14 protein-coding genes are annotated in these 20768 nt (G+C 37.5%); 13 read left to right on the forward strand and 1 reads right to left on the reverse strand.

Going from position 1 to position 20768, the window contains the following annotated elements; all coding sequences use genetic code 11:
• The first annotated feature begins 4 nt into the window (after positions 1-4).
• From QNJ50_RS02560 to QNJ50_RS02620, 13 genes are all read left to right on the forward strand, one after another.
• Entirely contained in the window at positions 5-1102 is a 1098-nt protein-coding gene (locus QNJ50_RS02560; RefSeq protein ID WP_300631672.1) for a hypothetical protein, read from the forward strand.
• A gap of 116 nt (positions 1103-1218) precedes the next feature.
• The gene (locus QNJ50_RS02565; protein WP_300631673.1) at positions 1219-1890 is read left to right on the forward strand and encodes a phage baseplate assembly protein V; all 672 of its coding nucleotides are present in this window, start codon (positions 1219-1221) and stop codon (positions 1888-1890) included.
• A gap of 58 nt (positions 1891-1948) precedes the next feature.
• Positions 1949-2341, forward strand: coding sequence for a PAAR domain-containing protein (locus tag QNJ50_RS02570; RefSeq protein WP_300631674.1), 393 nt, complete (start codon positions 1949-1951; stop codon positions 2339-2341).
• A 13-nt stretch (positions 2342-2354) separates the two neighbouring features.
• A complete protein-coding gene (locus tag QNJ50_RS02575; RefSeq protein WP_300631675.1) occupies positions 2355-2756 on the forward strand; it encodes a GPW/gp25 family protein in 402 nt (133 codons plus the stop codon).
• Complete coding sequence (locus QNJ50_RS02580; protein WP_300631676.1) at positions 2756-5962, forward strand: putative baseplate assembly protein; 3207 nt, start codon at positions 2756-2758, stop codon at positions 5960-5962. Before QNJ50_RS02575 ends, QNJ50_RS02580 begins: the two co-directional genes overlap by 1 nt.
• A 175-nt stretch (positions 5963-6137) precedes the next feature.
• On the forward strand, positions 6138-7130 hold the full coding sequence (locus QNJ50_RS02585; RefSeq protein WP_300631677.1) for a baseplate J/gp47 family protein: 993 nt from the start codon (positions 6138-6140) through the stop codon (positions 7128-7130).
• A gap of 43 nt (positions 7131-7173) precedes the next feature.
• Entirely contained in the window at positions 7174-7878 is a 705-nt protein-coding gene (locus tag QNJ50_RS02590; RefSeq protein ID WP_300631678.1) for a phage tail protein, read from the forward strand.
• Positions 7879-7894: 16 nt separating this feature from the next.
• Entirely contained in the window at positions 7895-8938 is a 1044-nt protein-coding gene (locus tag QNJ50_RS02595) for a hypothetical protein (RefSeq protein ID WP_300631679.1), read from the forward strand.
• 93 nt (positions 8939-9031) lie between these two features.
• Positions 9032-10696 carry a tail fiber domain-containing protein gene (locus tag QNJ50_RS02600; RefSeq protein WP_300631681.1) on the forward strand — a complete coding sequence of 555 codons (1665 nt, stop codon included), beginning with the start codon at positions 9032-9034 and terminating at the stop codon, positions 10694-10696.
• 171 nt (positions 10697-10867) lie between these two features.
• Entirely contained in the window at positions 10868-12676 is a 1809-nt protein-coding gene (locus QNJ50_RS02605) for an alpha-amylase family glycosyl hydrolase (protein ID WP_300631683.1), read from the forward strand.
• A 475-nt stretch (positions 12677-13151) separates the two neighbouring features.
• Positions 13152-14180: a glucosaminidase domain-containing protein gene (locus QNJ50_RS02610; protein ID WP_300631685.1), complete on the forward strand. Its 1029-nt coding sequence runs from the start codon at positions 13152-13154 to the stop codon at positions 14178-14180.
• A gap of 1320 nt (positions 14181-15500) precedes the next feature.
• A complete protein-coding gene (locus QNJ50_RS02615; RefSeq protein ID WP_300631686.1) occupies positions 15501-16355 on the forward strand; it encodes a sulfotransferase in 855 nt (284 codons plus the stop codon).
• A gap of 1133 nt (positions 16356-17488) precedes the next feature.
• Complete coding sequence (locus QNJ50_RS02620) at positions 17489-19777, forward strand: polysaccharide biosynthesis tyrosine autokinase (protein ID WP_300631687.1); 2289 nt, start codon at positions 17489-17491, stop codon at positions 19775-19777.
• Here QNJ50_RS02620 and QNJ50_RS02625 read toward each other — a convergent pair.
• Positions 19774-20481: a PEP-CTERM sorting domain-containing protein gene (locus QNJ50_RS02625; protein WP_300631689.1), complete on the reverse strand. Its 708-nt coding sequence runs from the start codon at positions 20479-20481 to the stop codon at positions 19774-19776. The genes QNJ50_RS02620 and QNJ50_RS02625 overlap by 4 nt on opposite strands.
• Positions 20482-20768 lie beyond the last annotated feature (287 nt).

Genomic DNA, 20768 nt, shown 5'->3' on the forward strand with positions numbered 1-20768 from the left:
AAAAATGACCAATGCTTCTAGAGAATTATATTTACCAGATTTTGATGTCCTGATTAATAAATCGCCGATTCCCCTGGATGCAGAGTTACAACTGATTCGCATTACAGTTGATGAGGATGTAAATATACCTAGTATGTTTACTTTAGAATTTGCTGGGCTAGACGAGCGACCATTACCTGATATTCCGATTATTGACAAACCAAATCTATTTGAGATCGGTGGTGAAATTACAGTAAAGCTGGGTTACCATCACGGTAAAATAGAAGAGGTAATCGTAGGCGAGATAATTGCTTTAGAACCAGAGTTTCATTTCCAATTGCCGCCTAGCTTAAGGGTGCGGGGCTATGATCGCCGCCATCGGCTACAGAGGGGTTCTAAAACTCGAACATTTCTGAACAAAAAAGACAGCGATATTGCAAGGAAAATAGCTCAAGAGGCGAAGTTAACTCCCGAGGTCGTGGATAGTAAAATATCCCATGAGTATGTGCTGCAAGCAAATCAAACAGATTGGGAATTTTTGCAAGCTCGTGCTTGTCAGATTCAGTATGAAGTGGTTGTAGAAGACAAAAAGCTATTTTTCCGACCGGTGAGCAATGACAAGCCCGAAATTATGACTTTAACCTTCATGGATGATTTGCTGGAGTTCTATCCTTTTGTCTCTGCTATGGGTCAAGTTGACGAGATTACTGTGCAAGGATGGGATCCCTTGCAAAAAAAACAAAAAATCGTCGGACGCGGTAACAAAGAAGTTTCTAAGATGGGTGGTAAAAAAACTGGAGCGGCGCAAAGTCAAGCAGCTTTTAGCAAAGCTACTGGCGTTTGGACTTCTCACCCGGTTAGGACTGAACAAGAAGCTGAACAACTTGCTAAAGCTAACTTTAATGCTGGGATACTAAGTTTTATTACAGGTGAAGGACTTTGTCACGGACGCACAGATTTAAAAGCAGGCAAAGTTATCAAAATTGATGGTGAACGAATTGGGAAACAGTACCGAGGACAATATTATGTCACTAAAGTAAATCATCGTCTCAACATTAGGACTAGTCGCTATGGACAAGGTGGTTACTACACTCATTTCACTTTCCAACGAAATGCTTTTTAGTTATTAGTAGTTATTTAGGGAACAGAGAACAGGGAACAGGGAACAGAAAAGAAAGAATATTAGATATACCTCAGTTATTTGAGAAAGGCTGCAAGTATTTAGGGAGTATAACAATCGTGAGTTTATTTGATGTAATAGTTGACACACAGAAACAGCAGAAAATGTCCCAGAAGATTTATGGGGTAGTAATTGGAATTGTTAGCAACAACAAAGACCCAGAAAAGCTTGGGCGGGTAAAAGTAAAATTCCCTTGGCTCAGCGATAATGATGAGAGCTATTGGGCACGGATCGCTACACCAATGGCTGGTCCAAAACGCGGTATTTACTTTATCCCAGAAATTGATGATGAAGTCCTTGTTGTTTTTGAACATGGAGACTTACGTTTTCCTTACATTCTTGGTGCTCTGTGGAACGTTAAAGATATTCCTCCTCCAGAGGCAAAACAAGATGGGAAAAATAATATTCGCCTGATTAAATCTCGCAGTGGTCATATAATTTCTTTTGATGATACAAATGGGCAAGAAAATATTGAAATTCTTGATAAAACCAAAAGCAATAGCATAAAAGTTGATACTAAATCTAATACTATTACCATCAAAACAGACAAAGATATTAAACTATCAGCTCCTCGAGGTGTTATTCAATTAGATGCCCACAAAATAAAAATAAACTCCACAGATACAACTGATATTACAGCAGTAGCTGATATGAATATTAAGGCTACCGGCAAGGATGCCAATACAATTATCAAAAGCGGAACAGGAAAAGCAAAGATATGTCTTAATTAGTTAATAGTTAATATTGATGAATTCTGAATTCCTAATTATTGATTAGAGGTTAGAAATTATGGGCAGACCAGCAGCAAGAAAATGCGATGTAATATTTGCAATCGATATACACCTTGTAATGGCAGTGCCACTTCCTTCACCTGTACCTACACCTTTACCATTCTTTGGCAATATCAATGGTAATGTCAGTTCCAATGTCGAAATCATGGGAAAGCCAGCAGCTACTGTAGATAGTACCGCTAAGAATAAGCCATCACATACTGTTCCAAGTCCAGCTTTTTTTGTAAGGCCACCTACTAATAAAGGCTCGGTCGCATCGGGTAGTTCCACAGTCATAATTAACGGTAAAGAGGCAGCAAGACTTGGCGATAGGGCTAAAACTTGCAGCGATCCAGTGCCACTAGTAAGTGTAGTAATTGGGACAGGTACAACAGTCTTTATTGGTGGTTAGTAAGGAGAATAAGATGTCTAAAACATTTTTGGGAAAGGGTTTAGGCTTTCCGGTAACGGTAAATGATAATAGCATACTAGCAGAAGCCGCCTTTGAAGAAAGCATTCGCCAGTCAATTTGGATAATCCTTGCTACAGCCAAAGGTGAACGAGTGATGCGCCCAGATTTTGGCTGTGGAATTTATGATTTAGTGTTTGAAGTCAATTCACCTTCTACAGTTGGTAAGGTATCTCAAGCTGTGCGAGAAGCTTTGCTGAGGTTTGAACCACGTATTGACGTGCTAGATGTGCAAGTAACTTCAGTGTCAGACTTTGAAGGAGAAAAGCTACTAATCAATATTGACTATCAAGTTCGGGCTACCAATAACGTTTTTAACCTAGTTTATCCCTTTTATCTGGAAAGGAGTGTAAGCTGATGCCACAACCACCACCGATTGACTCTCGCACGGCAAAGGATATTGCCGAACAGGTGCAAAATCTGTTACCACAATATACACAAAATTTTGAAGAGGCTAACGGCGATCGCCAACTCCAAGGAATTAGTGCTGCACTGGTTAATATCTTTGCTCGTTATGCCGAAATTATTATTCAACGTCTCAATAAAGTACCGTATAAAAACTTCTTAGCATTTCTGGACCTATTAGGTGTTTCACAGACACCACCTCAACCAGCTAGAGCACCTTTGTTGTTTACGTTAGCAACTGATAGTGACGTTGATGCTTTTGTACCTGCTGGAACTCAGGTGGCAGTACTACTTGATGATGATGAAAGTCAACAAGTCATTTTTGAAACAGAACGTGACTTAGTAGTTACCGCAGCACAATTGAAATATATTTTTGTACGCGAACCAGAAAAAGATTTTTACAGTAATTATACTAATGATAATATAACTACTTATAACAATGAAAATGTTCAAGAAGTTTCAGCTTTTGAAGGTCAAAAACCGATTGAGCATTACTTCGATATTATTAATAACACTCTATTAAAGCACTCTGATTTGCAAACTTTAACTTTGGGTTTTGAGTTAGAGGAAAACTTGCAAAATCCAGAAATCCGTTTAGCATGGGAAGTTTGCAATGGATTGCAATGCTTCTCCATTCCTAGTTCGAATATTGAAGACCAAACGTCCAATTTGACTAGAAGCGGTACAATTATCTTTAACAATTTTAACGAAGTTAGCAAAGAAATTTATCAGTTAGATAATTCAGATGATTTAGATAATTTAGATAATTTAGATAACTTAAACACAAAATATTTGTTGCGTTGTCGATCGCAAACTCCTATTTTTTCTAGTTCTCAAGTATCTTTTATTAATAATGTCAATTTGCAAGCAACATTCGATCATACACAACAGCGGATAGAACAAGCATTTACCAACTTATTATCAATCGATTTGAGTAAACCTTTTTTTCCATTTGGAGAAGAACCCAAATTTGGTGATACACTATATCTTGCAAACCAAGAAGCTTTTTCAAAAAGTGGTGCTACTGTCACTCTCCATATAAACTTAGCAGATCTCGCATCTGCTGGAATACCATTACCCATCGAAAACAAAGACCCAAATGCAACATTAGAATGGGAGATTTGGACTGATAAAGGATGGTTTTCTGTAGGAACTTCTACAGCAGAAGATACGGAAGATCCGCCACCTTTATCACCGCCAGAGGTAACATTTCGGGATGAAACTAGAGCCTTTACATTTTCAGGTTCTAATCCAAACTCTGACCCAGTCGTAGAATTTATTTTACCTGAAAGCGAAAACTTGCAGCCAACAACTGTTAATGGAATTGAGAACTTTTGGCTGCGAGTGCGGATCAAGTCTGGTAATTATGGTGAAGATGCTCATTACGAAAGAGATGAGAACACTTTTGGAGGATTTAGTTTAGTCCCTGCAAGTTTCAAACCACCATTAATTAATTCGTTAAAAGTTGACTATACCTTAACAACTTCACCGCAGCTACCTGAGACTATAGAAACCTACAACGATTTCAGTCGCCAGCAAATAATTCCTCCTGATTCCAGCTTTGAACCATTCCAACCTACTACTGATACTCAAGCAACTCTCTATTTAGGTCTTAGCATACCAGAGAATCGTCTCAGTTTTCCGAACCGGACTATCAGCATTTACTTCCAAATGGCGGATGTACTTTATAATCCAGATTTAACAACTAACAATTCCTCAGCCAATTCCTTACCTTCGAAATCATCACCACGTTTAACTTGGGAATATTGGAGTAAAGAAACTAATAAATGGACAAATTTGTTTGTGCAAGATGAGACTGAAGGATTGACTCATTCAGGATTAGTGGAATTTTTACCACCAGAAGATTTTGGTGACAAAAAAGAATTTGACTTACCAGAAAATCTTTACTGGTTGCGGGTGCATCGGGAACCAGATAGGAGTGAATATTCTCAACAACCATTATTAAAACGAGTATTGCTAAACACAACGAGCGCAATCCAAGCCCTAACGATCGCAAATGAGATTCTCGGTTCTAGCAACGGTTCAGAAAATCAAAGCTTTAACACTACCCAGTCACCAGTACTTGAGGGAGAATATCTGGAAGTAAAAGAGCCAGAAATGCTCAGAGATGAAGAACAAGAAAGTATCAAAAAAGTACATGGTGAGAATGCAATTTCCGAAGTACTTGATGAAACTGGACGACCAGAAGAAATTTGGGTGCGCTGGAGTGAAGTTGCAGATTTTTACAGTTCCCGAAGCCGTGATCGCCACTATATCATCGACCGTAACTCAGGAGAAATTCGCTTTGGTGATGGTTTAAGAGGACTCATCCCTCCACTTGGAGTTGCAAACGTGCGGATGAGAAGATATCAAGCTATAGGAGGTGCAGCAGGTAACCAACCCGAAAACACTATTGTCCAACTTCAAACCACTATTCCTTATATAGATTCAGTTACTAATCCAGAAGCAGCAACAGGAGGTGCTGATGTGCAAACATTAGATTCTTTAATAGAACTAGGACCACGTACTGTGCGTCATGGGGGACGTGCAGTTACCTTTGAAGACTATGAAGACCTCGCAATGCAAGCGACATCAGAAGTTGCACGAGCAAAAGCTATACCGCTACTTAATCTTAAGGACAACCCGGTAGATATAAATTTACCTAATCTAGCCCCCAAAGCTCCTGGGCAGGTAAGTATTATTATTGTGCCACGCTCTATGAATATTAAACCCTTGCCTAGTTTGGAACTACTCAAACGCGTTCAGGAATATCTGGAAACTTATGCTATTGCAACAGCAAAAATCAAGGTATTTGGCCCACTATATATAAAGGTAAATGTCAGCGCAAGGATCGTTCCCAAATCTCTAGAAGAAGCTAACAAAGTCCAAAAAGCAGTCAAACAAGCCTTAACTCGCTTCCTACACCCTCTAACTGGTGGGTTTGATGGTAAAGGTTGGGCATTTGGTAGGTATCCTTATAAATCAGATTTTTATGCTTTACTCGAAGCAGTTCCGGGGGTCGATCATGTTCGTAGCCTAATCATAAATGAAGAAGAAGAGCAACCAAAAGTTAAAAATACAGGTCGCTTTCTTGTTTATTCTGGTATGCACGAAATAAATATGTTGCTTGAACCTGATGAAGGACTATCAGCAAGATAGCAATTTGATTGCATAAGTTAATTTTACTGGCAACTATAAATAATTTAAAAGCAAAGAATTTAAAGGCAAAGAACTTAGAAAGACTGCAAATATAAGATATTTTTCTCTATGATTTTGGCAAGTCTTTTTAATATAAATTGACAATCTATCTGAGCAAATTAACATTGAATTTCTTATGCCTCTCCCACTTCCCAATTTAGACGATCGCACCTATGAAGACTTAGTTCAAGAAGCTCTGGGCTTAATTCCTACCTACGCCCCGGAGTGGACAAACCATAACCCCTCCGATCCCGGTATCACATTGATTGAATTATTTGCCTATCTGAGCGAAATGCTACTTTATCGGCTCAATCGAGTCACAGATGCTAACAAGCTAAATTTCTTAAGATTGATTAATGGTCCTGATTGGAAGCCTAGTGAGCCACTTAACTTAGACAATGAAATTCGAGAAACCATCTTAAAGTTGCGTAGTCCTGATCGCTGTATCATGGATAAAGATTTTGAGACCTTAGTGCTACAAGCCCATTCCCAAGTTGCTCGTGCTCGTAGTATAGCCAATCGTAACCTAGAAAATCTGGAGTCTGAACGCCTATCAGAGATAGAAGAAAGAGCAGGATACATCAGTGTCATTATCGTTCCACATGTTGAAGAAACAAGCAATCAATTTCAGAACATCAATGAACTTCAACCTACGAGCAATCTCATTGAACAAGTCCGCGATTATCTAAAATCTCGACTGCTGTTAACTACAAAATTGCGTGTAGTAGGTCCCCATTATATTTATATTGGTATACATCTGAGGATTTTTCTTAAAGCCGATGCTTTAGAAGAAGATGTTAGTCCCCGTGTCAAAAATGCACTACAAGAATTTCTGCATCCTCTTCGAGGTGGTGAGAAAGGTAAGGGCTGGTCATTTGGTCATCATGTTTATGTCTCTGAAATTTACCAGTTGCTTGATCAGCTACCAGGAGTAAATTATATTACCAGAATAGAGGATCATGATGAGTTGACACTTAGAGAGCGGCAAGATCCAAAACAGGTAATTCAACATAGTGATCGACTACTCATAAATAAAAATAAGTGCTTGGTTGCACTGAAATTAAAGCCAGAAGAACTTGTTATTTTAACTAAAGATAATATCGAGCTAGAATTTAAAACTTTTATTTAAAACTTTTATTTAAAACTTTTATTTAAAACATTTATATAAAACTATGACTTTCACCTTAACGAGAACCCCCAGTAGTTTGATGAATTATCTTCCTGGTATTTACCAAGAAGATCCGTTCCTTGGTCAGTTTATCCTAGCGTTTGAAAAGTTATTGCTAGGGACAAATGAAGAAGCGACATTTCCTACTTCTAAAGGACTCGAAGAAATCATTGCTTCTGGAGAACTTGAAGAAATTATTGCTAATGTTGCACTTTTGTTTGACCCACATCAAACACCTGAAGACTTTTTACCGTGGCTGGCTAGTTGGGCTGCTCTTACTTTAAGGGCTGACTTACCCCCCTTACAACAACGGGATTTCATTGCCCAAATTATTCCACTTTATCGACGGCGAGGTACTAAAGAAAATCTACTGAAACTCTTGAAAATTTTTACAGTTACCCAACCAAAAATTGAGGAAATGGGAGATTTAGAATGTCGAATAGGTATCCACTCAACAGTTGGGGTAGATATGTATTTGGGTGGTGGACCACCACATTTTTTTCAGGTGACTGTAACTTTACCACAATTGGACAGTTCTTCTGAAGTTCAACGACAGTTAGAAATTGTCAAATCTCTGATTGAATTAGAAAAACCTGCTCACACTTACTATGAGTTGAATCCTGAGTTCCCCAGTATGCAGATTGGAGTACACTCAACTATCGGCGCTGATACATTACTTGGTATTTGGCCCACAAATCAAAATTTGTAAAAGGAGCTTTTAGACTATGCCCGAAATTAAACGTCTTAACTACTTCAGAACTCAATTTTTAGAAGAAGGAGATTTTATAGATGAGCAAAAATATCATCGTGACATGCGTCACCTACATAATAAGGAACTCCATGATTGGGGAATTGTTTCAGGGCTAGAAGTCAAAAAGACTGACGACCAAAAAATCTCAGTCAGCCCTGGCGTAGCGGTTGATCGAGAAGGACATGAAATTGTCCTGTCATCGGATCTAGGACCTAGAGAAATTAACCTCAGTGATCAAGACCAGTTTGGGAGAGACGTTAATGTCTACATCATCATTCAATATGCCGAAGACAAAGATGAAGAAGACCGCCGCCAGTTAGGTGCTATAGATAATTATATCCGTATAACCGAACGTCCCAAGCTAAACGCTAGCAAAGACTCCCCTGCTGATGATGGCTCAGTGATCGTACTTGCATCGATTGAACTGGATACTAACGCTAACATTAGTAAAATCGATGACTTAAGACGCAAATACGCCAGTTCTAGGATTGCCCCAGGTGCGATCGCAGACGAACAACTAGCACCTGAAATTTCCAATCAAATTACTGCTGCAACTCAGTTTATTGCAAACTATGACCTCGGCAAGCGTGTTTTAACAAGTTCAATCACATTTGACGAAAACTCTCAATCTAGCGCACAAATATCAGTACCAAATCTCGATTTTATACCAAGCTTAATATTAGTCGGAGGAATTTCTAGATGGACTTTAAGCGCTCAAGAATCTTATTCAGCCCCAATATCTGGCTTTGTCAACAATCAATCAATTTTAGATCAACGCTGTTTTTGTTCTGGTGTGACAAAAATTTCTCCAGAAAAATGGCTACCTGTTGCCTCAGAGGGTCGTGATTTATGCGATGTGACGTATACAGATCAAGTTGAAGATAAACAATCGAAATTGGTAGTAACAGCCTCTGTTTCAGCTAATGCAATGACCGTTCAGTTCAGAAGAAGTGTACCTGATGGCTTTGATCCAATTGATCAATTTGAAATTAGACTATCTTTGCTGTGTCTGGGGTAACTGCTATAGCTATAAAAAAAATAACTTCAGCGGATTGAATTTAGGGCATTTTTTTAACATTAAACTGCAACAAATTAAGGAGTTTTAGACAATATGAATGACGAATTTAATCAATTAGGACGCTACACATTTGAAGGACCAGTGGGTATTGGAGTGAATTCACCCTCTGCACAGTTAGATGTGTCAGGAACTAGGGGCGATATCAAAGCTAAAACCATATTTGTGAACGATCAAATATCTGCAGGAAGTTTTGTTGGAGACGGCTCAGGTTTAAGAAATATACGACTGAATTTTGGTAGTGTAAACACGGATCAAATAGCTGATAATTCCATCACGAATCTCAAAATTCAAGATGGGGCAATTACAAAAGAAAAACTAGACCCTTCAATTTCCTTTAATATTCCCAATGGTGGGGTAGGAACACAACAGTTAGCAGATAATTCTGTGACAACCCCTAAAATTGCGAATAATGCCGTTACCACTCTCAAAATTCAAAATGGAGCGATTACGCGAGATAAATTAGACCCATCAATTGACTTTGACATTCCAAATAGTGGAGTAGGGACAGCACAGTTAGCTGATAATTCTGTGACAACCCCTAAAATTGCGAATAATGCCGTTACCACTCTCAAAATTCAAAATGGAGCGATTACGCGAGATAAATTAGACCCATCAATTCCCATTGGAGGCAGTACAGGTAGTCAGTGGGGAAATGGTCGTAATGACAGCATCTTTTATAGTGGTGGTAATGTTGGCATTGGGACAGATAATCCAGGTTTTAATCTTGACGTTCAAGGCATTATCAACACCACCCAATACTACAAAAACGGTGTTCGTTGGCAATTGACAAGGGATGATATTGCTGACAATGCGATAACCACTAACAAGATTCAAAATGGAGCCATCACACGAGACAAATTAAATTTTGATCCCGGTGGCGGTTCGGGCGGAAGTCAATGGGTAAACGGTGTTAATAATAGTATCTATTATAGCCAAGGCAACGTAGGCATTGGAACCGACGAGCCAAAAGCAAAGCTACAAGTTGTTGGTAACTTGGCATTAGGTGCCGAAAACGGTGAGCGGTGGAATCTTGCTGTAGATGAAGACGGTAACTTGAGATTTAATGCTAACGGACCTTCTGGTGGCGATCTCAGAATGATTATCAATGATGATAATAGCAACATTGGTATTGGGGAGGTAGCTAATCCACAAGCAATACTACACATAGCTGCACCAGAGTCATCGGGAAATTTTGGAGGAGAAGTCAAATTTTTCCCAACTTCTGGACCAGGAGTTGACTTTAGTTACGACGGTGGACCAGACGGTATATTTGGGTTTACTAATTACGGAAGAGAAGATGGAGATACAAGATTTCAATGGCAGGGAGAGGATGGAAGATTCAGAGGTTTACTGACTATTACAAACAGAGGCGAAGTTAGAGGACGTTTGGTAGACATATCATCTAGAGCACTGAAGGAAAATATTACTGATTTCTCTACTACTGAAGCCATTGAGGCATTGGCAAACCTAAATCCAGTTAAATTCAATTATCGAGAAGATAAAGATAAAGAATCAATAGTTGGATTTATTGCCGAAGATGTGCCTGAGTTATTAGCAACTCATGACAGAAAAGGAGTTTGCGCTTTAGATATTGTTGCTGTGTTAACTAAGGTTATTAAAGAGCAGCAACAGGAACTATCCCTTTTGAAAGAAAGAGTCAACTCTTTAGAAACTGAAAGCACTAATGTCAAAGAGTAATCGACTTGCGATTAATTATTCTTCGATTTGGGTTAAAGAGGAGTTGAAATTTCCATGTAAGTAATGAAGTCTAACTCTACTTGCTATTGTCGCTTCGGACTGTAATTACGGTGTCTGTGCGTAAGTTCTGTTTAATTTTGCGATTACATTTTTTCGTAGGATATCAACTTGATGAATACTGCAACCATCCCCATCTCCACTTCTGTACGTACTGGTATGGGTGCGATTCCCTTCGATGGAGGTACAACATTCCGTGTTTGGGCACCCTTCGCTAGTAGTGTCTCTGTTACTGCTACATTTAATGGCTGGTCTGACACTGCTAATCCCCTAGCCAGCGAAAACAATGGCTACTGGTCTGCTGACATCACTGGTGCTAAAATCGGTGAACAGTATAAGTATGTAATTGTCAACCGTGACACTGGTAATATTTATAAGAAAAACGACCCCTATGCGAGGGAAGTTACTAACTCTGCTGGTAACTCAGTTATTTGTGCTCTAGAATTTGACTGGAGTAATGATAACTACAGAACTCCAAACTGGAATGAAATGGTAATCTACGAAATGCATGTGGGCACCTTTAATGATTTACCAGGAGGAGCACCAGGGAATTTTAATGGTGTAATTCAAAGATTAGACTATCTCCGAGACCTGGGTATCAATGTCATCAAATTGATGCCACCAACAGAATTTGCTGCTGATTTTTCCTGGGGGTACAACCCAGCAAATATATTTGCCATTGAAAGTGTGTATGGTGGACCTGAAGGCTTTAAGAAATTTGTCAAAGCTTGTCATCAGCGTGGTATTTCCATTGTTTTCGATGTTGTCTATAACCACCTCGGACCTAGTGATCTTGATCTATGGCAGTTTGATGGTTGGAATGAAAATGACAAAGGAGGTATTTATTTTTACAACGATTGGCGTTCTAAAACTCCTTGGGGAGATACGCGACCTGATTATGGACGTCCAGAAGTTCGTCAGTATATTCGCGATAATGCCTTAATGTGGCTCTCGGAGTGCCATGTAGATGGCTTACGTTGGGATTCGACAGTTAATATCCGTACTCAGAACAACGGTGGTGGTGGTGAAATTCCCTCAGGATGGAGTTTGATGCAGTGGATTAATAATGAGATTAATACCTCCAGTCCTTGGAAGATTAGTATTGCTGAAGATTTACAAAATAATGAATGGATTACCAAAGATACAGGTGCTGGTGGTGCTGGCTTTGATGCTCAATGGGATCCTAGTTTTGTTCATCCTATCCGCGATACCATTATTCCTCCTAACGACAACGGACGTAATATGTACGCTGTTCGCGATGCCATCTATCACCGCTATAATGGTGATGCGTTTGAGCGAGTAATTTACAGCGAATCCCATGATGAAGTCGCTAACGGCAGATCTCGGGTCCCTGAAGAAATCTGGCCTGGTAATGCTGGAAGTTGGTTTGCCAGAAAGCGTTCTACCATGGCAGCAACTTTGGTGTTTACTTCACCTGGTATTCCCATGATTTTTCAGGGTCAGGAAATCCTGGAAGACCAGTGGTTCCATGACCAAGATCCTATTGACTGGAGTAAGTTAGATACTTACCGTGGAATTCACGATATGTATCGTGACTTGATTCGCCTACGTCGCAACTGGTACAACAATACTCGTGGTTTAAGAGGTCAATATGTTAATGTCCATCATGTCAATAACAAAGATAAGGTGATTGCTTTCCATCGTTGGGAGAATGGAGGTCCAGGAGATGATGTTATTGTTGTAGTGAATATGGCTGACCGTAGCTACGATAGCTATAATATTGGTTTTCCTAAGGAAGGTTACTGGCAGATACGATTCAATAGTGACTGGAATGGTTACAGTCCTGACTTTGGAAATCATCTCGGCTATGATACAACGGTTACTTGGGGTGAAGCTGATGGTATGCCCTGTAACGGTAATATTGGCATTGCTCCTTACAGCGCAATTATCCTTTCCCAGTGATCACTAGTGTCGTGGTAGTATTTTGCATATCGCTTCTATCTTTTTTCTCTAAACTATCATCAACTATATCAAATCCTAATTCATAGGTTGATTGAATAAATATGAATAATCTTTGAAATGCTTGTAAAGCATGGGTTATAAATTTATGAACAGGTATCTGACTCAAATTTAACATCCGTTCGTGGCGTAATACTTACGGTACGCAATAACTAACTACGTTACGCTGACAACGCGCCAAAGGCGTTTGTTGACGCGGCGTAGCCGAACATCCGCAGGATGCGTCCAAACCGCTAGCTGCTAGATGCCGCGCGTCGTTCGTTAAGCTTTAGTTGTCAACCAAATCTCCACCGGAAGACGAGTAGCTAAATCAATCACAGTTAATATTTTTCAGCAATTCTCATTTTGGAAGGAGAAGAATACAAATTTCTTTTAATTTGATAGAGAAGTAAGGTGAAGTATTAATAGGAGAGAAGAAATGGCTTTTGAATGGAGTGATTTTGTGACTATCCTCAAAGATACTGAGATTGAATTCCAACATCTCAAGAAAGTACAACTCGCCCAAGCAATTCTTGAATCGGGACGAGGTAAGTCTGATTTATTCAAATTGCATAGTAATCCATTTGGCATGAAATATCGTCCTGAAATGAGTGGAATAGCAATTCCTGTATCCTATGAAGCCAGTGATGGTGCAGACATATATTGCAAGTTTGAAACCCTTCAAGATGCTGTTGATGGATATTGGATTTTTATTGAGCGACCTGTGTATTCTGGATGGCGTACAAGTATTTCTTCTCCTGAAGAGTATATAGAATTTATTGCCTTCGCTGGTTATATAGGTGGTGCTTCTGCTGCAAAGCAGATTTATGTGGACAAGGTTACAAGCCTTTTTGACGAAGCATCAGAACTTCTCAACTTTTCACCAGACCCAAACGTAATTTGGAAGAAAAATGGTGTTCTTCTTGAGATTGGTCATGGCAAGTTACCCAGTAGAATATTTGATCCAGGTGCCATTGGTGTCAACTCTAAAAATGAGTATAATTTGAATCAAATTGCAACAAAAGCAGCACAACGTGTTATTAAGAAAGCTGGTGTACCTTGCGATATCACAGATGCAGTTGCAAGTTTGTACAGATTAGGAAAACGATCTGCTGGATATGACGTGTTTTGTTCGATTCACCACAACAGTGCTTCAGTACCTGCTCAAGGAGCAGAGGTACTGGTTCATGATCATAAAGCAGATTCTGCAGACTTAATCCTTTCAAAAATTATGAGTGCAGAAATTGCGACAGAATTAGGTATACGAGATCGTATCGCGAGAGGACGCAATCCACGTCAACGCCTGGGAATTTTAAGTGGCGCAGAAGATACTGATGTTCGAGCTGCAGTTTTAGCTGAAGTCTATTTCATCCACGTTCCTGTGCCTGATGTAATTGACTGGAGTACAAGAGGTGGGCAAGCAGTAGGTAGGGCAATTGTGGATTGGCTAACAACTAATCAGGGGTAATCTCAGCAATTCTCATTTTAATATTTCATGACATAAAAACCCTTGTAACAAGAGGGTTTGATAATTCTTAACAAATCTGGAAATCGCTGAAATGTGGCTTTGTCTTCCCAGTATTTTCGTAATTTGGGGTCATCATGTGAGTAAGCCCCTGGAACTTTAACGTATCAAATATTTAACCTGTCTTTTGTTCACGCAGTGCGTCTCAAAGCAAACTCAATCAATCCATCCTGCCATCGCTTAACCCCCTCAATGTAGAAGAACAAAAAAGTTGGAAAATTTCATCCGCACTGCGTGAACAGGGACTGTAATCCTAGTAAATACGTTATCTATTTCAAGAACAAAAGAAATAAAGTTGGAAAATTTACCTTATTAAGAAGCTATAAATTTAATAACAACATTTTTAAAGACAAAAAAGTTGGAAAATTTATATCCTTGTCTTGTTCTTCTACACAATAATTTAATACATAACTAACGCCTTACGACATCCAATGTTGTTAAACAAAGTAGAGCACAAATGGCATAACGCCTTGCATAGTGACCAACGCCTTACGACATCCAATGGTTATTCAATATTATATCTGTATCATGACATAAGAAAATCTCAGTCGGAGTCATTCTAATATCTATCCCCAAGAGTTATTTTCTAACTTTTTTGTTTGTTTACACTAGGTCGCCTTACCATGTATTACAAGGAAAATTTCGGGCTTATGTAACACATCTAAATGAATTTAGTTTCTGCCATGTAATACACGGAAGATTTTGATCTCTTTTACCATGTATTACACCGTAGCTCTCTTTTAGCTTTCTCCACGTATTACATAGTAACGGTACAATCAGATCCTCGACGCCGTTTTTCCCTTACCTAATCAGGTATTAATTCCTCTCTTCCTTCCAAAATAAGCGAACGTACAGTTATCAACAATCTTTAATGAAAGAAATTTAATTAGAAACAATTAGAAATTCCGATCTAAAAACTCTAATTCAAAAAATTTAATTTCAAAACTCTATTTGAAAAACTATAATTGCACATTTAGAACGCAATTACCAAAAAAATATAAAAGTTATACCTCTTGCTTTATACCTTATGATTGATACATTACAAGCTACTTTACTTACTCTTCACATAACTAAATTAATCGGCAATATTATTCTTAAAGGATAATACTTTGAAAATATTTTTCTACTAACAGATGGTATTATAACCCAAAACAACAGTTACTTGTTTTTCCCTCAAGTGCTAATTGCCATCCTTTGCTTGTAGCTCAAGCTTTGTAAGATTTTCGCATTAGACTTGATATGTTTTTGTATTATGTTACTAGGATGAAAAACCCCATTAAAATTCTCTATATTTTAAGTTCCGGACATAGTGGTAGCACTTTAACCGATCTAATTCTTGGCTCCCACAGTGAAATAGAAAGTGGAGGTGAAATTGATCGCTTACATGACTATATCTCCGAACGACCCCCAGGACGAGGTGAAATTGAACGAGTTTGTACCTGTAAAAAGAATATAAAAGATTGTGCTTATTGGGAAGCTGTTTTAAGCAAAATAGATTCAGATAAATATAATATCGGTGCAAATATTGAATCTGAAGAGATAGAAGTTTTTGAAGAATCTAACTTTAAATTGATTGAAGCAATTCTTGAGGTATCAGAAAAAACTATTTTCTGTGATAGTTCTAAAAGTTATCCCAGACTTGTTAAATTTTTAAAATCAAATAAGTTTGCTGTTGAAATAATTCATCTTGTGAGAGATCCTCGTGCAGTTGCATACAGCGTAAGGAGAAAAGGTCTTAAATTGAATGATGAATCTTATAACTTTTTTAATGCATTAAAAAACTACAAAAAGGTTAATTCAAAGTGGTTTTCTGAGTTTAGTGGACTGGATAATTACCATTTACTTAAATATGAAAATATAGTTCAAGATACTGAGAAAGAGGTCAAAAGACTAATGCAAGAATTGGGTCTTAATTTTGAAAAAGACCAGTTTGAGTTTTGGAAAAATGAGCATCATAATATTGGTGGAAATAGGATGAGACTTCAAAATCATAAGAGTATAAGGAAAGACGATGAATATTTATCGAATATCTCCTTTAAAGATTGGTATTTAGCTTCAATAAAAACCTTTCCACAGCTTAAGACTTTTGGTTACCCAATTCTCAAAAATATGGCTTGATAAAATTGCTTAAGATAATTAATTGATTGATTAATTGATTGATATTATGGCGGCTATAGTTTGGGAGGAGTGCAAGCTTCTTCTAAACCTACAACCTTTTTAATTATTCACCTTTTTCTTAGAGTTGAACTGAATAATTTTGGAGCACCAAGCAACCACTAATTGGTATTTTTTGTTAGTAAAAAATATTATCATAATTTTCAAAGTATATATATTAATTTGGGAATAAGTAATTAGGGGATAACAATAAATGTCATTACTGACATTTTGCTAATTATGAAACCATTTTATAATTGATAAAGGAAAAAGAATAAGATATTTTTATTTACCAAAAATCTGTGAAATAGTTAATAAGCCACAAGTAGCTTGATATCACTATTATCCAGGAATACTACATGCTAATTTTTTAATTTTGAGATTGCTTATAAACACAATTACAGCTAAGATTCTTTGCATCTGAATATAAATTTAAGAATCAACTAAAAAATTACCAATTATATGTTATTTATGTAAACTATTGTCTTTAGATTTACCATTTAAAAGTTATTATCCACACAGCATGATATTTAGCGCCTATGATGTTTGATGATTTCTCATAATTTTTAATTCAATTTAATTTATTTTTCATTGAAATTTGTCTGCGATCTCAGATGGTTCAGATAATTCAATAATTGGAAAATATACGTGAAAAGTATCATTTATTTCTAAATGAAAATTTTAATGAAAATCAATGCTTTACATTTAGAAGTAGGTAAAATATTTAAAATTTCCTGTGTAAGCACAAAACTCAGGAAATTAACCCCATTACAAAGTTTAAACTATTTTCTATATATCTCGTAAACACCAAGCTAAACTAAATATCATGAGTAACAAATGTCAGTTTCAATCAAATTACAATAGATAATATTTATCAGCACAATGTTATTCTCATAATCGAAGATAAACTCATAATCTTTGAAAAAATCAAAACTTTATTTGGGACTTGCACATACAAGGCTGTTCGGATAACAATTTTTAAGAAAGTGATTTTTTTGTCGGGGTGATTGCATTTCAATGTCAATTTAAGAATAATTGCAAAAATTATTCCGAATTTTGTATTTGTATTTAAATTGTTGCGATACTAGAGGGTTTTTGTGGTGGTTGATACAGGTTTAAGACAAAAGCAACTTGCAATAACCGCTTATCCACAACAAAGTGCGGTTGATTTAAAACAGTTTTTTACTATATTGGGACACCGACGTTGGTTGGTATTAGGTTTCTCTGGAGTTGTGTTGGGAATTGCATCTGCATTAGCCTTCATAGCAAAACCTACATATCAAAGCTACATGCAAATCATGGTGAGTTCTAATCTGTATCAGGGTGTGCGATCGCCATATAATCAAAGAGATAACGAAAGAGATTTTGCCGATCCTAATTTTCGAGTAGTTGATTACACAGCTCAAAGACAACTGATGCTGAGTAAGAAATTAATCAAAAAAGCTGTTGAACTGCTTCCTGCTGAATATGACATGGAAGTGGAAGATATTAAAGGTAAAAAAGGTCAAAGTAGTCCTTTAGAAGTTAAAAGGATTGAAGGGGGATCGGGAGTAAATAAAGTTCTTTCTCAAGTATTCGAAGTTTCCTATAAAGATAACGATCCGATTAAAGCTCAAAAAGTACTACAAGCCCTACAAAAAGTTTACCAAGATTATAATATCGAACAGCAGAAAGAGCGATTGAATAAAGGGCTTGGTTTTGTTAACAGTCGTTTACCCGAAATCAAAAACTCTGTTGTCAAAGCTGAGAAAAATTTAGAAGCATTCCGACGCAAGCACAATTTACTCGATCCACAGGTACAGGGACAAATTTTGTTGGAGTCCTTAGCAAATACCCAACAACAACTTGAAAATACTCGCGCTCGGCTTCAGGACGTAGAAGCACGGTACCGAAATTTAGAAAGAAAAGTCGCAGAATCACCCCGAAATGCTTTAGTTTCTTCTCGATTAAGCGAGTCAACTCGTTATCAAACCCTATTGAATGAAATTCAAAAAACTGAACTAGCTTTAGCTCAGGAAAGACTGCGTTATACACAGGATTCACCCCAAGTCAAAAACCTGGAGGAGAAAAGAAAAAATCAACTTGCGCTGTTAGAACAAGAAGTTGGACGTACTTTAGGTGATAAGAAAAACTTAAAAACTGAAATTACAACAGCAATCGAAACTCTTCCTAAAACTGCAACTGCGCTCCAAAATAAGATTAATCCTAATAAACTCCTCACTAAGGGACAAATGGCAGGAGTTGATATCAAGTTAGTAGAAGAGTTGCTTCAGTTACATACAACTTATTTGGGACTGATTGCAAACGAAAAAAGCCTCAGTCAATCAGCCGAAAAAATTCGTACCGAACTCAGTCGTTACCCGACCTTAATCGCTGAATATAATCGACTTTTACCTGAAGTAGAAACCCATCGTCAAACCTTAGAGCAACTTTTACAAGCTCGCCAATCTTTAGGTTTGCAAATCGCCCAAGGAGGGTTTGATTGGCAAATATTAGAAGAGCCAGAAAAGGGAATTTACTTGGGTAGCGGTAGATTAATGTTGTTGTTTGGAGCATTAGTTATTGGTCCAAGTATGGGTATTGCAGCAGCATTAATTCGTGAGCAATTTAATGACGCCATCTATTCCACTGCAGAAATTAGTAAACTCACAAATATTCGTTTATTAGGTATTATCCCAAAATTTTTACCTCCGCGAAAAATTAAGAAATTTTTTAACCTACCATTTAAAAATGGACAAATTACAGATCCAAGTTTTGTAGAAACAATTTCTTTTTTCCCATCCCACGAAAGCTTAGATATGGCTTTCCAAAATCTGCAAATCCTCAAATCTCCTTTACCTTTCAAATCTCTCATGTTAACTTCAGCACTTGAGGGTGAAGGAAAATCAATATTGGCTATGGGAATCGCGATGAGTGCAGCCAGAATGCATAAACGAGTGCTTTTAATTGATGCTAATCTCCGTAATCCCAATCTTCATAATGCTTTGAAAATTTCTAATGACTGGGGTTTATCGCTGTTACTCGAGGATGATAGTGACGTTCAACCACAGGACTATATTCAGCCCGCACACCCCGCAATTGATGTTTTAACAGCAGGACCATTTCCTGAAGATAGCGTGAAACTTTTAAGTTCCGCCAGGATGAAGGAATTATTGGAGTTATTTGAAGATAAGTACGATTTGGTAATACTTGATACCCCACATCTTCTTGGTACAGTCGATGCAAGAATAATTGCATCTTACTGTAAAGGTATAGTTATGGTTGCACGGTTAGGTAAAGTTACTCGTAACGAACTAATACAAGCCACAGATATTGTTGCTAGATTAAACCTAGTGGGAATACTTGCCAATGAGATAAAATCTTCACAAATTGGAATGAATAATTAAAGTGACTTTCGAGAATATTGTCGATAGAAAACACCACCAAAACCCAAAGCAAGCAGCGAACCTAGAACTGAAATCGGTTCTGGAACTTCTGCTATATTTCCTCCAGGTTGGAAAACTGGAGTTGGAGTCGCCGGCGTAATGCTTGAATTACTTTTGCTATAAGTAAAGTTATCCATTACAAAATTTCTACCTACAATATTATCGTTAGGGTTTGCGTCTACTCCTCCTGATGAAGTAAATTTCACTCTATCGACCCCTATGTAGTCAAAAATAAATTGCTTGGATTCGCTGGGGTTAACAACCACATTTTGTGAATATTTCAATATTCCCCCTGAAAATCCTTCTACCAAAATATTCAATCCATTATTCCAAGCAGCAGTAAGGAAAGTACTTTGAAAATCGAATAAATCGCCTGTAACTTCGGCTGGTTTTGCATACCAATTAAACGCAGTATAGTCACCCGAAGCTAAACCATTCTCGTAACCAGAACCAGGATGAAATACCTGATTTACGTATCCAAAATTGACCCAATTTAAACCACCATAACCATTTTCTACGGCACCAAATCCATAGGTTGTTTCTATATCATCAAATGTTATTACAACTGCTTCAACTTGCTTCTCAGATAGTGTTGCGATCGCAAGTAGACTCAAAACAGTAATTGATACTTTCTTGACAAAATTTAAAGTTTTTATGTAATTCATTATTTATAAGAGTAAATTTTGATAGTGCAATTTCTGTAGTCAGTAATTTCAATAAGACTATTTGTGGTAGAAGCACGTATCTTTTTGGTTACCGCGACTTCCGAGAAGAATAGATGTTAACTTTTTTCTTTAGTTCCCAGTAAAATGACGGTCTTTTAGATTAAAAATGGGAGAATAAACTAATAAATATGTAAAACTTATATAATATAATGTAAAAAAAATAGCAACTAAAGTCATAATAAACAATAATCACTAGGATGTAAATCACGCGAAATTACACTGACAAT

Origin of the sequence: Mastigocoleus sp. MO_188.B34 (genome assembly GCF_030065675.1) — a bacterium.
Lineage (GTDB): Bacteria > Cyanobacteriota > Cyanobacteriia > Cyanobacteriales > Nostocaceae > Mastigocoleus.